General features: G+C 55.7%; 14 protein-coding genes. 4 read left to right on the forward strand and 10 right to left on the reverse strand.

Features of this window, described 5'->3' with window-relative positions; genetic code table 11:
- Positions 1-1,479 carry a tRNA (N6-isopentenyl adenosine(37)-C2)-methylthiotransferase MiaB gene (miaB, locus tag EG886_RS07130; RefSeq protein ID WP_124727487.1) on the reverse strand — a complete coding sequence of 493 codons (1,479 nt, stop codon included), beginning with the start codon at positions 1,477-1,479 and terminating at the stop codon, positions 1-3.
- A gap of 500 nt (positions 1,480-1,979) precedes the next feature.
- Between miaB and EG886_RS07135 the strand changes: the two genes are divergently transcribed.
- The 4 genes from EG886_RS07135 to EG886_RS07150 are packed head-to-tail and all read left to right on the forward strand — an operon-like array spanning position 1,980 to position 6,095.
- On the forward strand, positions 1,980-3,587 hold the full coding sequence (locus EG886_RS07135; RefSeq protein WP_124727488.1) for a spore germination protein: 1,608 nt from the start codon (positions 1,980-1,982) through the stop codon (positions 3,585-3,587).
- Positions 3,584-4,693 (forward strand): GerAB/ArcD/ProY family transporter, encoded by a 1,110-nt coding sequence (locus EG886_RS07140; protein WP_124727489.1) that lies wholly within the window; start codon positions 3,584-3,586, stop codon positions 4,691-4,693. Before EG886_RS07135 ends, EG886_RS07140 begins: the two co-directional genes overlap by 4 nt.
- Entirely contained in the window at positions 4,690-5,856 is a 1,167-nt protein-coding gene (locus EG886_RS07145) for a Ger(x)C family spore germination protein (RefSeq protein WP_164491718.1), read from the forward strand. The genes EG886_RS07140 and EG886_RS07145 overlap by 4 nt, the downstream gene beginning before the upstream one ends.
- The gene (locus EG886_RS07150; RefSeq protein WP_124727491.1) at positions 5,853-6,095 is read left to right on the forward strand and encodes a hypothetical protein; all 243 of its coding nucleotides are present in this window, start codon (positions 5,853-5,855) and stop codon (positions 6,093-6,095) included. The genes EG886_RS07145 and EG886_RS07150 overlap by 4 nt, the downstream gene beginning before the upstream one ends.
- Positions 6,096-6,176: 81 nt before the next feature.
- On the opposite strand, the gene EG886_RS07155 is transcribed toward EG886_RS07150, so the two are convergent.
- The 9 genes from EG886_RS07155 to EG886_RS07195 form a co-directional block, all read right to left on the reverse strand.
- Positions 6,177-7,352 carry a glycine C-acetyltransferase gene (locus tag EG886_RS07155; protein WP_124727492.1) on the reverse strand — a complete coding sequence of 392 codons (1,176 nt, stop codon included), beginning with the start codon at positions 7,350-7,352 and terminating at the stop codon, positions 6,177-6,179.
- A gap of 37 nt (positions 7,353-7,389) precedes the next feature.
- Entirely contained in the window at positions 7,390-8,430 is a 1,041-nt protein-coding gene (gene tdh, locus EG886_RS07160; protein ID WP_124727493.1) for an L-threonine 3-dehydrogenase, read from the reverse strand.
- Between the two features lie 203 nt (positions 8,431-8,633).
- The gene (locus EG886_RS07165) at positions 8,634-9,827 is read right to left on the reverse strand and encodes an aminotransferase class I/II-fold pyridoxal phosphate-dependent enzyme (RefSeq protein WP_124727494.1); all 1,194 of its coding nucleotides are present in this window, start codon (positions 9,825-9,827) and stop codon (positions 8,634-8,636) included.
- 88 nt (positions 9,828-9,915) lie between these two features.
- Entirely contained in the window at positions 9,916-10,665 is a 750-nt protein-coding gene (locus EG886_RS07170; RefSeq protein WP_124727495.1) for an MBL fold metallo-hydrolase, read from the reverse strand.
- A 122-nt stretch (positions 10,666-10,787) separates the two neighbouring features.
- Positions 10,788-11,654: a 2-oxoacid:ferredoxin oxidoreductase subunit beta gene (locus EG886_RS07175; protein ID WP_124727496.1), complete on the reverse strand. Its 867-nt coding sequence runs from the start codon at positions 11,652-11,654 to the stop codon at positions 10,788-10,790.
- Positions 11,641-13,401, reverse strand: coding sequence for a 2-oxoacid:acceptor oxidoreductase subunit alpha (locus tag EG886_RS07180; protein WP_124727497.1), 1,761 nt, complete (start codon positions 13,399-13,401; stop codon positions 11,641-11,643). The genes EG886_RS07175 and EG886_RS07180 overlap by 14 nt, the downstream gene beginning before the upstream one ends.
- A gap of 234 nt (positions 13,402-13,635) precedes the next feature.
- The gene (locus EG886_RS07185) at positions 13,636-14,601 is read right to left on the reverse strand and encodes a dipeptidase (RefSeq protein WP_124727498.1); all 966 of its coding nucleotides are present in this window, start codon (positions 14,599-14,601) and stop codon (positions 13,636-13,638) included.
- Positions 14,602-14,655: 54 nt separating this feature from the next.
- On the reverse strand, positions 14,656-14,916 hold the full coding sequence (locus EG886_RS07190) for a stage V sporulation protein S (RefSeq protein ID WP_037996879.1): 261 nt from the start codon (positions 14,914-14,916) through the stop codon (positions 14,656-14,658).
- Positions 14,917-15,037: 121 nt separating this feature from the next.
- Complete coding sequence (locus EG886_RS07195) at positions 15,038-15,832, reverse strand: TIGR00282 family metallophosphoesterase (RefSeq protein ID WP_124727499.1); 795 nt, start codon at positions 15,830-15,832, stop codon at positions 15,038-15,040.
- Between the last annotated feature and the right edge of the window lie 125 nt (positions 15,833-15,957).

Here is a 15,957-nt window from a genome sequence, read left to right on the forward strand (position 1 = left end):
TCAGGCACCCGCTCCCGTCGCGGACGCTTCACCCACCAGCGTTCCCCGCAAGGTCCATGTTTGCGGATCGTCAATCCGGATTTTCACAAATTGACCGATCAGGTGTTTCGGCCCGCGGAAATGAACCAGTTTGTTGGTCCGGGTTCTGCCCGACAAGACGTTCGGATCCTTCTTGCTTTCCCCTTCGACCAGCACTTCGACCACCTGCCCGCGAAGAGCTTCGTTCTTGCGGCGGCCGATTTCGGCCAACAGACGGTTCAGGCGGTCAAGACGTTCTTTTTTCACTTCCATCGGAACGTCATCCTGCATCTTCGCGGCCGGCGTTCCCTCCCGCGGAGAATAGATGAACGTAAACGCGGAGTCAAACTCCACCTCGCGCACGAGGGACAGGGTGTCTTCAAACTGCTCCTCGGTTTCACCGGGGAATCCGACAATGATGTCCGTGGTGAGCACCACGTCCGGAATGGCTTCCTTGATTTTTCGCACCAGTTCCAGATAATGTTCCCTGGTGTATTTCCGCGCCATCAGTTTCAGGATCTGCGAGTTGCCCGACTGCACCGGCAGATGAATGTGCTCCACCAGGTTGCCTCGTTTGGCGAGGACTTCGATCAGACGGTCGTCGAAATCCCTCGGATGGCTGGTGGTGAAACGGACCCGCGGAATGCCGATTTTGCGGACATCATCCATCAGATCGGCAAACGTGTAATCACGATCCGTGAAATCTTTGCCGTACGCGTTCACGTTTTGACCCAACAGCGTGATTTCCTTGTATCCCTTGCGGGCCAAATCGCGGATCTCCGCAAGCACGTCTTCCGGACGACGACTGCGTTCCTTTCCGCGGGTGTACGGAACAATGCAGTACGTACAGAACTTGTCGCAACCGTACATGATGTTGACCCATGCCTTGAGGCCGTCCCGTCGGACTTTCGGCAGGTTCTCCACCACATCTCCTTCTTTGGACCAGACTTCGACCACCATCTCCTTGGAGAACAGGGCATTCATCAGCAGATGGGGGAGCCGGTGGATGTTGTGGGTGCCAAAAATCAAATCCACGTATGGATAGCTCCGGAGAATGCGGTTGACCACCACTTCCTCCTGGGACATGCACCCGCATACCCCGAGGATCAATCCGGGTTTTTCCAGCTTCCTCTGCTTCAAACGACCCAGCTCGCCGAACACCTTGTCCTCGGCATTTTCGCGGATGGCACACGTATTGAGAAGAATCACGTCCGCATCTTCTTCGCCCGCGGCCGGCTCATATCCCATTTGTTCCAAAATCCCGGCCATCGTTTCACTGTCATGGACGTTCATCTGACAACCGTAGGTGACAATCAGATATTTTTTCCCTCTGCCCGCATCCCGCATGGGTTCGGGAATGTCTTCAAACCGAATGACCCGGACCCCGTCTTTGCTGCGCTTTTTGGCGGCTTTCAGATCCGGGGCCACAAAGTAACGGCTGTAATCTTTCTCTTGTCCCATCCCATTCACCCTTTCCGTATTTGATGGATGTTTTTATTCGGAAGGAACGGTTCGAAACCTTTCCGTACTTTCGGCAAAGCAGTTGTTTGTAACTTAGATATTATACCCGTTTTTCATGAAACGATCAATCAATGCCGGGCCTCACCCCACGGCCGGCATTCCGATGTCCGGGATTCCTTGATCGTCGGATGAAGCTTTCAAACCTGAAAACAGCGGTTCGACAGATCGCGGAAAGGTTTGTTTGCAATACAAACTTGTTTGAATGAATGCAACAAAGGAACACTCAACCTCCCCGGATTGAATCCACGCAAAGGGATCCTGCACGTCAAATCAGATGAACGGGCAATCCTGACATCCAAGTAAACGGGCATGAATCACGGTGCTTCCGTCGAACGGGGGCATCGGCTCTGTCCGGATTTTATCGTTGCATGGACAGACTTTTATTTGCAAACAATATCCATCCAGAAGACGTGCATGAATTGACGAAAGGGGGATTCGCCATGCCTCCCCGCTGGTCCCGAAAAAAAGATTCCAAATCAAAAACCGAAGAAAAGAACGGTCAAACACGTACATCCATCAGTCATCCGAAAAACCTGGAAATTCCTCTGTCCGAAGAACTGGAAGAAAACACCCGGTTGCTCGAAGCCCTTTATGACGGTTCCTACGACTTCATTGTCCGGCGTTTTCTCCTGGGCGGAACACGCCCCGCCGTGGTGATGTACTTCAAAAGCATGAGCAACTCCGAGGCTTTGAACGAACATGTCCTGCGCCCGTTGATGAACAAACCGTCCGTCGCTCCGGACATTGAGGAGATCATCGAAATCCTCCTTCCCGTGGCGTACACGGAGAAACTGGAGAAACTGTCGGATTGCGTGGAACAATTGGGACGCGGGAACGCCGTGTTGTTGATGGACGACATGTGCCGCGGCATCGGCATCGGCGTGGCCGTCCTCAAATCGAGGGGCATCGCGGAACCCGATGCGGAGCCGTCCATCCGCGGCCCCAAAGACGGATTCAACGAATCGCTGAACACCAACGTGAACCTGTTGCGTTCCCGCATCCGCTCCCCGTTTCTCAGACTGGAGATGATGAAAATCGGGCGCTACTCGCAAACTCCGGTCGTGATCGCCTGGATCAAGGGAGTGACCGATGCCGACGTGCTCGCCGAGGTGCGCAGGCGATTGAAACGGATTGACATCGACGGAATCCTGGACAGCGGGAACATCGAAGAGCTGATTGAAGACAATCCTTATTCTCCCTTCCCGCAAATTCAACAGACGGAGCGAGTGGACATCGTCGCGGGCTCTCTGATGGAGGGCAGAGTGGCCATCCTGATGGAAGGATCACCGGGCGTCCTGGTGGTGCCGCTCACCTTTCCGACCCTGATGCAGGCATCGGAAGATTATTACAACCGGCACATGGCCGCCACGGCGTTTCGCTGGCTCCGTTTTTTTCTGTACTTTCTTTCCCTGACATTTCCTTCATTCTATGTGGCGACGATCACGTTCCATCCCGAAGCCATCCCGACGGACCAATTGATCACGTTCGCGGGAGCGAGGGAGCGCATTCCTCTCCCCACGCTGGTGGAGGCTTTGCTGATGGAGACGGCATTTGAAGCTCTCCGTGAAGCCGGCCTTCGCCTTCCGAAAATCGTCGGTCCGGCCATCTCCATTGTCGGCGCCTTGGTGATCGGGGAAGCGGCCGTCTCGGCGGGCCTGGTTTCCGCACCGGTGGTGATCGTGGTGGCGGCGACGGCAATCGCTTCATTCACCATCCCCAGATACTATGCGGGCTTGTCCTTCAGGCTTCTGCGCTTTCCCATGATCATTCTGGGAGGGACGCTGGGAATCGCGGGATTGGTGCTCGGTCTGATCGCCATCGTGATTCACATGAGCACGCTGCGTTCGTTCGGGGTTCCGTATCTCTCCCCGATGGCACCGTTCCATGGCACGGCCATGAAAGACGTGCTGGCACGCGTGCCGATCTGGAAAAAGAATTACCGTCCGGGCATGCTGGAAACGCCCAATCCCAGAAGACAAGGTTACGGTCAACGTCCGGGTCCCGACCAAGGACTGGATGTTCCGTCTGAACGAGGTGAAACCACGTGATCGAAAAAGGTCGCATCACCTCCGGGCAAATGGCTTTGATCATGTATGCTTCCACGATAGCCACCGGCTCGATCAGCCTGCCCGGCATTACCGGGCAGTTTGCGGGGCGCGACTTTTGGATTTCGCCCATTTGGGCCTCCGCAAGCGGCTTTTTGGCTTTGTTTCTCGCCGTCGGTTTGAACCGGCTGTATCCCAGGGACAACATCATCGGATACAGCCGGAAAATCATCGGGACGATTGCGGGGAGCATCATCGGCTTTTTGTATTTCACCACCTACACCCATGCCAACTCTTTCGTGCTCCGGGAATACGGGGAGTTGGTCAAAAGCGTGTTCTTGCGCGACACTCCCATCGTGGTGGTGATGGGAAGCATCGCATTGCTCAGTGCCGTTTCCATTCGCGGAGGACTGGAAAGCTTTGCGCGCTGCACTCAATTCCTGTTCGTTCCCACGATCGTCATCTGGCTGCTCACCCTCTCGTTCACCATCCAGGACTGGCAGCCTGAAAACATCTTTCCGATCTTCGACCACGGAATCCTTCCTTCTCTGAGGGGGGCGGTCGTTCAGATGAACTGGTTCAGCGACTTTTTTCTGATCTCCTTTTTGCTGCCCGGTTTGGTGGATCAAAAGAAAGCGCTTCGCTGGGGAGTGATCGCCATCGCCGGGGCGATGATCACCCTTTCGCTGATCAACTTGGTCACGCTGCTTGTCTTCGGAGAACAATCGATCAACTACACGTTTCCGTATTTTGAAGTGTTCCGTTACATTCACCTCGGCCAATTCATGGAGAGAATCGACTCGTTCATACTGGCCATCTGGGTCATTGTCATATTCATCAAACTGGCCCTGTACCATTACGCGATCATCCTGAGCGTGGCCGAGTGGCTGAAACTGTCCGAATACAATCATCTCTCCCTGCCCTGGGCGATCATCCTGATCGCGTTCGGATTTTGGACGACCACCGACTTTCCGTATCTCATCCAGTTTTTCTCCACCAAAGTGGTGTTTTACAGCCATCTGATGCAAATCGTCATCCCGTTCATCCTGCTTCTGATCGCATGGATCCGGCGAAGAAGAAAGTCCGGCAGCGTGGTGATGCGAAGATGAGCCGGTTTGTTGAGAAGATCCGACCGCCGCTCGCCAAAGGAATATCCATCCTGCTTGCGCTTGCCTTGCTCCCGGGCTGCTGGGACAAGAGAGAGCTGAATGAAATCGCCATCGTTCGCGCTCTGGGAGCCGATTATACGGAAAACGAAGAGATCGAACTCAGCGCGCAACAAGTGATTCCGCAATCCGCCGAATCCGGTGAAGGAAACAAAGCGGGAACCCTGGAGGTATCCGGAACGGGGACCACCATGGCGGATGCTCTGTCCAAAATGCAGGGCAATGTGGGGAGAAAACTGTTTCTGGGGCACGTGGAAGTGGTGTTGTTCGGGGAAAATCTGGCCCGCGCGGGAATCGCGCCTTCCATCGACTTCCTGGTCAGATATCCGCAGCTTCGGACCAGAAGCCAGGTGTACGTGACGGAAGGGAATCCGTTGGAGATTCTGGCCATCAAACCGGTGATCCAAAACACTTCCGCGGAACTCCTGCTTTCCCACACGGAACAGGGACGCGATCTGAGCGTGGATCTCAATGAACTGACCCAGATGTTGTCCGGTGAGAGTCGCGCCGCCGTGTTGCCGATCGTGAAAAAAAAGGATGACACCATGGCGGTCATTCACGGCATGGCCCTGTTTGACAAGGGCAGGATGGTGGCAAAACTGGATCCGGAAACAGCCCGCGGTCTCCTGTGGCTGCGGAACGAAGTTCACTTTGCCACGGTCAGCATTCCGCTCAAACACAGTTCGGGCCAGATTTCGCTTGAAGTGATCAAATCCGAAACCACCCTGATCCCCCGAATCGAAGGAAACCGGTGGATCATGACCGTACGGATCCGCGCGGATGATGACCTCATTCAAAACGGAACGCTCACGGACGTGAGCGCGATTCGTTCCTCCATGAAGCAATTGGAGGAGCTGGCCTCCAAAGACGTGGAAAACCGGGTGAAAGCCGCTCTTCGTGTGCTGCAGGAACACGGGACGGACGTGGTCGGGTTCGGGAAAGTCTTTCATCAAAAATTCCCGGCTGAATGGGAAAAAATGAAAAACCGGTGGCCCGAACAATTCCGGAACATCGAATTGGACATGGACGTCGACGTTCATGTGCGGCGCACCGGAATGGTCAAACAACCGGCCGGAGTGCCGACGGAAAGGATTCGCCGAAAATGAGGGTTTTGGGAAAAGTGTTCCTGATCACCGTGTTCGTCTTGCTGATTTTCCTGTTTGACTGGTCGCAGATCGATGCGAGAAGAACAAAGGAACGCATCGTGTTTGTCGCCGTCACCTTCATCGGTTGGCTGCTGTCGGTGCTGCTCGTCTTTTATCCCGACATGCCCGGACCGACGCAACTGATGGAATGGTTGCTGGGGCCGCTGAGCGTGAATCCCCCCGAACACCCGCCGTTTTGAGGCAAACTTGAACCCCGCGCATGTCGCGAACAAAATCGCCCCCGGAGATTGGACCGGGGGCTTTCAACCGATAACGGGGAATCACAGAATCCCCAGTTTCTTGGCGGCTTGTTCAAACGCATCCAAACAGAATTGCAGGTCTTCTTTGGTGTGGGATGCGGTCACGATGGTGCGGATTCGCGCCTTTCCTTTGGGAACGGTGGGGTACACGATGCCTTGGGCGTACACGCCGCGTTCGAACAACTCATCGGACAGTTTCATCGCCAATGCGTCATCTCCCACGATCACCGGGGTGATGGGCGTCTCGCTGCCGGCGGTGTCAAAACCGAGCTTGTTCAGACCTTCTTTGAAGAAACGCGTGTTTTCCCACAGGCGATCGATCAATTCCGGCTCTTCCAGAAGCACGTCCAGCGCCGCATTGCAAGCAGCGGTCACGGCCGGCGGATGGGACGTGCTGAACAGGAACGGCCGGGCCCGATGAATCAAATAGTCACGCAACACTTGTGCACCGGCCACATAACCGCCCAGTACCCCGATGGCCTTGGACAGCGTGCCCACCTGGATGTGAACACGACCGTGCAAACCGTAATGATCCACGGTGCCCCGGCCGTTTTTGCCGAGCACGCCGCTGGCGTGTGCATCGTCCACCATGACGAGGGCATCGTATTTTTCGCACAGCTCCACGATTTGCGGCAGAGGAGCGATGTCACCGTCCATGCTGAACACACCGTCGGTCACCACGAGGCGGACACGGGAATCTTGTGTTTCCTTGAGGGCTTTTTCCAGATCATCCATGTCGTTGTGCCGGTAGATGCGGCGTTTGGCCTTGGTCAGACGGATGCCGTCAATGATGCTGGCGTGATTCAGCTCATCGCTGATGACCACGTCTTCATCCGTCAGAATGGAGGCGACGACACCCACGTTCGACGTGAAACCGGACTGAAACACAAGCGCGGCTTCCGTGTGTTTGAATTGAGCCAAGCGTTTTTCAAACTGTTCATGCATGCTGAACGTTCCGGCGATGGTACGGACGGAACCGGTTCCCGCCCCGTATTGTTCCACCGCTTCCAGTGCGGCTTTCTTGAGCCGCGGATGATTGGTCAGGCCCAGATAGTTGTTCGAGGAAAGCTGGACCACTTCTTTGCCGCGGATCACGACCCGGGCGCCCTGCTCGGACTCGATCTCCGTGAGCGGACGGAACGTCCCGGCCGCTTTCCATTCCTGAATTTCCTTTTCCAGATGAGCAAACGGTTTCAAGCACGGTCACCTCGTTGCCGATCAGATTTCTCTTTGATTATACCGAAAAGACCACTTTTCCGCAGTTTCCGCTTTTCATGAGCTCGAATCCTTCCTCAAAGTCCTCGAGGGAGAGCCGGTGAGTGATCAAGGGTTTCAGGTCCACCCGGCCCGATTCCAGAAGACCGGATGTCTGCTCCCAGGTTTCGTACATCCGGCGTCCGGTGATTCCGTGAATGGTGACGCCCTTGAACACGATGTCGTTGGTGATGTCCAGTTCCACCGGACGGGTCGGAAGCCCCAACATGGAAACGCGACCGCCGTAGGTGACCATGGCGAATGCCTGACGAATCGCCACGGGATGTCCGGACATCTCCAACACCACATCCGCCCCGTCTCCCCGTGTAACCGTTTTCACCGCCTGCACCGGATCTTCCTTGTTCACCCGAACCAGGTGCGTGGCTCCCATCGCTTCGGCCAGATTCAGCCGATACTCGTTCAGGTCGAGAGCGATCACCCGGGATGCGCCGGCTGCCTTGGCCACCGCCACGGCCATCAGTCCGATCGGACCGCATCCCACCACGGCCACGGACCGTCCCGTGACTTCTCCGGACAGCGTGGTATGGACGGCGTTCCCCATCGGCTCCATCAGGGATGCAATTTCAAACGGAAGGCTTTTGTCATTCTTCCACAAATTCTCCTCGGGCAAGGCGACGTATTCGGTAAAACAGCCGTCGCGGTCCACACCGATGATGCGGGTGTTCAGGCACACATGATAGTCGTTGCGGCGGCAGGCGGAACACGTTCCGCACACGATGTGCGTTTCGGCGGACACATGATCCCCCACCTTCACCGACTTGACATGTTCGCCCACTTCCACCACGACACCGCTGAATTCGTGACCGAATACGTAAGGCGGGCGAACCCGACCGGCCGCCCACTCGTCCCAGGTGTAAATGTGGACGTCCGTCCCGCAGATACTGGTGGCTTTCACCTGAATCAAGACTTCATTCGGACCGATTTCAGGAACGGGAACTTGTTTCAGTACCGCTCCTTCCCCTGCGTGATGTTTCACCAAGGCGCGCATGGTTCCACTCATGGCGGACACTCCCTTCCAATCCCCAATCGTTGGATCTTTCGACATTATTAGTTCCCCTCGATTATATCCCATTATTCCCTCAGCGGCAAACCAGAAAAAATGTCCGCCCTGAGCGGACAAGGAATTCTGAGATAAAGACATCGTCTGACAAAAGCCTCGCCGGGGACCGGGAAAAGGAGTCCGGAACGGAAACCAACCCCGCTTCAGCGAACCGATCCTTTCAACTGGCGGTTCGCGGACAAAAACCGGCCGATCCGCATGGCAGCCTCCAACAGCATCTCCGAAGGCTGAACCATGGAAATTCGGACAAATCCTTCCCCGCGCTCGCCGAACGCCCGTCCTGGCGTCAGCACAACACCGGTCTCTTCCAGCAACCGGAACACGAATGCCTCCGATGTCCAACCTTCCGGAATCCGGGTCCACACGTACATCGTGGCGGGAGGAACGCTCACTTCCCAACCCATTTCCTTCAGCCGGCTCACCAGAACATCCCGCCGGGATTCATACACCAGACGCTGGCTCCGAATGGTTTCCTCCGGCATTCTGAGCACCGCTTCCGCCGCTTTCTGCACGGGATAAAAAATCCCGTAATGAGTGTGGGACATGTACAGCGCCAGCCCCGCCAACACGTCTTCATAGCCGGTGACATATCCGATCCGGCAACCGGCCATGTTGAACGTTTTGGACAACGAATTGAATTCCACCCCCACCTCCTTCGCTCCGGGAACGGACAGAAAACTGACCGCCTTCCTTCCGTCATACACCAGTTCGGAATAGGTGAAATCATGAGCGACGATCAGTTCATGTTTTTTCGCAAAACGAACCACTTCCTCAAAAAACTCCCGTCCGGCCATGGCGGTCACCGGATTTCCGGGGTAATTGAGGATCATCAATTTCGCCTTGGCCAGCACTTCCGAAGGAATCTCCTCCAGGCGGGGGAGAAACCCGTTTTCCTCCAACAGCGGCATCTTGTACGGAGTCCCTCCGGCCAATCGGACGCCGGTTTCAAAGATGGGATACCCGGGATCCGGCACGAGCACCACGTCGCCGGGATCGATGAGGGTCATGGCCAGATGGGCCAAACCGTCCTGCGATCCCATGAGTTGAAGCACTTCCCGTTCCGGATTCAACGAAACGCCGTACCTGTTTTCATAAAACGATGCCACCGCCTGCTTGAATTCGGGAAGAGCGGTGATCGTGTATCCGTATTTTGTTTGGTCTGCCGCCCACTTTTGAATCGTTTGCATGACCACGGGCGGAGGTGGAAGATCCGGACTGCCCACGCTCAGATCGATGATGGACATCCCTTTTTCCGCCACCAGGTTTTTTGCGTCGAACAATTCGACAAACACACTCACATCCAAATTCCTCAACTTTTGAGACAACGAAACCCGCATATGATCCTCCTCCATGCATCTTCAGGCATGAATCGCGTTCTTCCCCATCTTAATGGTTTGGAAGATACGATTCAACCGAAGACGGAATTCACATCGGCTCTCCCGCAAGGACCACCAGGCCGGTTTCCGCCACCAGACAACGCGGGTGTACTTCGGCCGCTTCGCGTCGAATCTCATCCGGATGGTATTCGGGAAAGAGGTGGGTCAGCAACAGGGTGTCGGCGCGGATTCGGGCCGCCGCCTCCGCCGCCTGTCGCGCGGACAGATGACCGACCGGCTCCTTCGGCAAGTCCCGATGAAGGAAAGATGCCTCGCATACAAACAGATCCGGTGCCTCCGCCATTCGGGGCCAATCGGTATCCGGACCGGAATCCGCTCCGTACAGGATGGTGTGTCGTCCGTCCGTGATCACCATGGCAAAACACGGAACGGAGTGATCCGTCCGGTGAAACCGGATGCGAAGCCGTTCTCCGAACGGGACCTCCATCCCCTCCGCGACCGGATGCAACCGGACATGATCCCCGTAACGGAGCTTGACATGCCACCCCTCAGGCTGCTCCGGAGCCCACACCGGAAGAGGATTTGCTCTCTTGCCCAGCTTCCTCGCCGTCATGATCGCATATTGAAGAACAAACATGTCCGACATATGATCATGGTGCAAATGGGACAACACCACCGCGTCCAGGTCGTACGGGTGCATGAAGCGGGACAGTTGACCGAGCACCCCGCCCCCGCAATCAATCAGGACTCTTTTTCCGTCCGCTTCCAGCAAGTATCCCGGAGTGGCTCCTCCCGGGCCGGGAAACGGCGAATGACATCCGAGCACCGTCCATTTCACGGGACGTTCCTCCTTTTTTCAACCAGGATTTTCGGAAAAGCCAAGGCAACCATGGACATCAGGCCGCACGGCGAAAAAAAGCCGCCTCCGGACGACGGAAGCGGCTGCATGAGACGGTGTCATCAGGCGAATTCGGACACCAGGTTTTCAAACTGGTCGCGAGTGAGCATCAGATCCCGCTTCGCGAGAGGCTCTTCCCGGAAGCCTTTGATCATGTCTTCGTAGGATTTGCTTTCCTTGTTCTGATAGATGATCCCGGTAACCAGACCATGATGCTCCATCAGTTTTTGCATGGCCATCTGGCGGTTGGACGGGTCATACCCTTCCATCTCGTCCAGATTGACCAGCCTTTCCTTGAACCAGTCATACGTGTTGATCTTGTTGTAGGTCACGCACGGGCTGTACACATTGATCAAGGAGAAGCCTTTGTGTTTGATGCCTTCCTCGATCACGCGGGTCAGCTGTTTCAGGTCGCTGGAAACCGTTTGGGCCACGAAACCGGCTCCCACGGTGAGCGCCATTTCCATCGGGTGGATGGCAGACTCGATGGAACCGTGGGGAGTGGATTTCGTCTTGAAGCCCATTTCGGACCGGGGAGACGTTTGTCCCTTGGTCAGACCGTACACTTGGTTGTCCATCACGATGTAAGTGATGTCCACATTGCGACGGATGGCGTGGATGGTATGAGCCATCCCGATGGCGAAGCCGTCTCCGTCCCCGCCGGCGGCAACCACCGTCAACTCCCGGTTCGCCAGTTTGAGGCCCTGGGCGATCGGCAAGGCCCGACCGTGCACTCCGTGAAATCCGTACGCATTCACATATCCGGAAATCCGGCCGGAGCAACCGATCCCGGATACAATCGCCACTTCATGGGGTTCGAGACCGACATTGGCAAAAGCGCGCTGCATGGCGGCCAACACGGAGAAGTCCCCGCAACCCGGGCACCAGTTGGGTTTGACTTTGTTGCGGAAATCTTTAAATGTGGCCATGGACCAACAGCTCCTTACATTGGTTGTAAATTTCCGAGGGCAGGAACGGATTGCCGTCATATTTGCCGAAATGAACCAGCTTGTCACCCATCTGGGTATGCATCCGGATCAGATTGGTCAGCTGGCCGGTTGCGTTGTTTTCCACGACGAGCACTTTGTTGGCCCGTTTGATCTGCTCTGCCACGATGTCGGTCGGGAACGGAAGCAACTGGCGAATGTGCGCATGATTCACTTTCAGGCCTTCTTGTTCCAGCCGCTGTTTGGCCTCGGTGATGGTGCCTGCGGTCGAGCAGAACCCGATGATCAGGACATCGGCATCGTCATGCGGAGCATCCAGGAAAACCGGCGTGGGGAAACCGATATCGGCACTGGCCAGCTTGTTCAATCGCTTGTCCATCATCCGTTTCCGGTTGACCGGGCTTTCGGACGGACGTCCCGTTTGATCATGTTCCACACCCGTCACATGATGCAGCCCGTTTTTCATGCCGGGAAGCACACGGCGGGAAACACCGTCTTCGGTGAACCCGTAACGCGGGAACAGTTCCGAATCGCCCAGCTCCGGCAACTCTTCATCCCAGGAAACCAGTTTTCCGCGACGGATGCGGATCCGGTCGTACTCCAGCGGCTCCACGGTCTGTTTGCCGAGTGCCAGAGCAAGGTCCGTCATGATGATGACCGGACATTGATACTCTTCGGCCAGGTTGAACGCCTCGATCGTGTCATAGAAGCATTCTTCGGCCGTGCTGGGAGCGATCACGATTTTCGGGATCTCCCCGTGAGTGCTGTAAAGCATGGCCAGAAGGTCGCTCTGTTCCTGTTTCGTCGGCAGACCCGTGCTGGGACCTCCGCGCTGCGTGTTGACGATGACGGCGGGGGTTTCGGTCATTCCGGCCAGACCGATCGCTTCGGTCATGAGGGAAAGACCCGGTCCCGCGGAAGCCGTCAGGGCGCGGACACCGCCGTAGTTGGCTCCGATCACCATGGTGATGGCGGCGATTTCGTCTTCGGTTTGAACCACGGTACCGCCGAATTCGGGCAGCTTTTTGATGAGATATTCCATGATCTCCGACGACGGGGTGATGGGGTAGGCGGCCATCAAACGCGCTCCGGCCGCAAGCGCCCCGAGCGCCACCGCATCGTTTCCGATCATGTACAGGCGTTTCTTTCCGTCCGAAGGCTCCAGGCGGAAATCTTCGATCTCCCCGATTTCGGTTTTCACAAACTCAAGGCCGCGTGCAATCGCTTCCATGTTTTTGTCCACGACCTTTTGGCCCTTACGTGCGAAACGCTCTTCAATGACTTCCTGGAAGGCGTCGACGGAAAGGCCGAGAAGGGCAATGGAAGCGCCCACGGCGACCATGTTTTTCATTTGGGCCATGCCCACTTCTTCGGCAATGCGGGTCAACGGAACAGCGAGCAGTCGTGCGGAAACTCCATCCGGGACGGTTGGATTGAACTTGGCATCGGCCAAGATGACGCCGCCCTCGATCAGTTCGTGGGCGTTGAGGTCGATCGACTCTTGGTCGAATGCGACAAGAATATCCAGCTCGTCGGAAATGGAGCGGATCGGGCTGTTGCTGATCCGGATCTTGGTGTTGGAGTGTCCTCCCTTGATCCGGGAAGAGAAATGACGGTAACCGTAAAGGTAATAGCCTTTTCGGTTCAGCGCCGTGGCCAGAATCTCGCCGGCGCTGTCAATCCCTTCCCCCTGTTGTCCGCCCACTTTCCACGAAAGCTGCTTTCTCATGAACTCATCTCCTTTAAATGCTCCCCACAACTGGCACATATGAAAATGAGAATAAGATCGCTTCTTCACAAAAGCCCGAAAAAAAATCGACTCTTTTGTGAATCAACATCATGTTTAATTCTAGTCGTCATACCATGAAAAAGCAACCAGTCAGACGTCTCTGTCATCTGAATTTACCCTTTTTTGGACCAAATATCCCCCGGGTGCATCTCCTGCGTTCACGATCTCTGTTTTTCATCGATTTTTGTCGGAACCGTCCTTTGACAGATTCTTCACATAAAACCGTTCCGCGTTGTCCCAGGCCCACTTTTTCACAAGCCGTTCGGGGTACCTTTTCAGCAGCTCTTCGCGAAGGGCGACGATCCGTCCTGCATGTTCCAACCCGATCACCTTTTGCTCGATGCCGTCAAAGTCCGAACCGAAACACAAGTGATTTTCCCCGTCGAGTTCAAGCACGTGTTCCACATGGCGAAGAACATCGTCCAGGAACACTTCGCTTTCGGATTTGACGAAAGGCGGATAAAAAGTGATTCCGATGAGTCCGTCTTTCGCGATCAACGCACGAATCTGTTCATCATCCAGATTCCTGATGTGCGGACAGATTTTTTTGCAATTGGAATGGGAAGCGACGACGGCCAAGTCCGGCTCATCGATCACTTCCCAGAAGCCCCGAACGGACAGATGGGAAACATCCGCCACCATGCCAAGGTTTTTCAGTTCACGCACCAGGTTCCGGCCGAAATTCGTCAATCCGCCTCCGCGGGCTTCTTCGATCCCGTCCGCCGCTTCGTTGGCGTGATTCCAGGTAATTCCCACCTGTCTCACTCCCAACCGGTGAAAAAGGCGGAGAAAAGAAAGGTCCCCCTGGAGAGCGTCCGCTCCTTCCAGACACAGAAGGGCACCGATTCGATCGGGGGTGCATTGTTTGACATGCTCCGCCGACATGACGGGAAATACCTTGTTTCCTTCGGCGACGATTTTTTCGTGAAAAAGATCGATCTGCTTCAGAGCCGCCGCCAGCCTTCCGGCTGCGGGAACCGTCGGGGGCACGAAGACCGCGAACGCCTGGAGGGCCACATGGGCCTCACGAAGCCGCCCGTACGTCACATCCAACCCGGAAGGAGGGCCGTAAAAAGAATGTTGCTTCGGCATTTTCCACATTTTGAGAAGAACGTCCGCATGACCGTCCATCCACTGCATACCGGCACCTCCCGAAAACATTGACCAACGGAAAGGAGAAACTTGTATCCATCGTCAACGCGGTTCCACAATCAACTTGATTGCCGTTCTCTCTTCACCATCGATCATGATGTCGGTAAACGCCGGGATGCAGATGAGGTCAATCCCGCTGGGAGCGACGAATCCTCGTGCGATTGCAACGGCTTTGACAGCTTGGTTCAGCGCCCCCGCGCCAATCGCTTGCATTTCGGCTTGGCCGCGTTCCCGCAAGACCCCGGCGAGTGCACCAGCAACGGAGTTCGGATTCGATTTTGCTGAAACTTTTAATACTTCCATGTACAAGGTACCTCCTCGATGGTTGGAGTGAGTCCACTTTTATCCTATTCGACCAACCAATAAAAATTCCTTCTGATTCGAATAGGCAGGCACAAAAAATTACAAAGAAAACCATTCAACATTAACCATCAAAGGAGGTATCCTCGTCGATACGGATGCGCTTCAGTCCACGGGCTTTGCGTGTCTTTTCATCCACGTCCACCAATACGGCGTTGAACTGGGTTCTTCCCCCCGCAACCGTGAACCGGACGGGCATCTGTGTCAGAAACCGGCGAATGACGGCTTCCCGGTCCACGCCGATCACGCCGTCATATCCCCCGGTCATGCCCACATCGGTCAGATATGCGGTCCCCCCCGGCAAGATCCGTTCATCCGCGGTTTGTACATGAGTATGCGTGCCGATCACCGCGGAAACCCTGCCGTCCAGATACCAGGCAAGCGCCTGTTTTTCCGACGTGGTTTCCGCATGAAAGTCCACCAGAACGGGACAATCGGCAGGGATCTTTTTTAAAATTTCATCCACCGTTCGAAAAGGGCACCTCAAAGGCTCCATCAGGGCCCGACCCATGACGTTCACGACGGCCAGCGGACCGGCCGGTGTCGGGATGACGGCATATCCTCTTCCCGGAGTGCCCGGCGGAAAATTGGCGGGACGGATCACATGCGATTCATGGCGGACCATATCCACCGCTTCCGGATGGGACCAGGCGTGATTCCCCAGCGTGATGAGCCGGACTCCCGCTTCCAAGAGATCCCTGACGGCAGATCTTTGGATCCCCCGACCGTTTCCGGCGGAGTTTTCTCCGTTGGCGATGATCACATCGGGGCGGTATTTTTCCGTCACCCTGGGAAGCTCATCCTGGACGACGTGTCTTCCGATGACACCGACGACATCCCCGATCATCAGGATTTTCATGAAATTAACCTCCAAACTTTCCATAAAAACAAGCGGCCCTTGAAGGCCGCGAGCAGTATGTTCCACATGTCCCGAGACCCGCCGGGCGCTTCTTCCCCGTTTGGTATTCACAGTTGTTCCGATCC

This window comes from Staphylospora marina (genome assembly GCF_003856495.1).
Lineage (GTDB): Bacteria > Bacillota > Bacilli > Thermoactinomycetales > Thermoactinomycetaceae > Staphylospora > Staphylospora marina.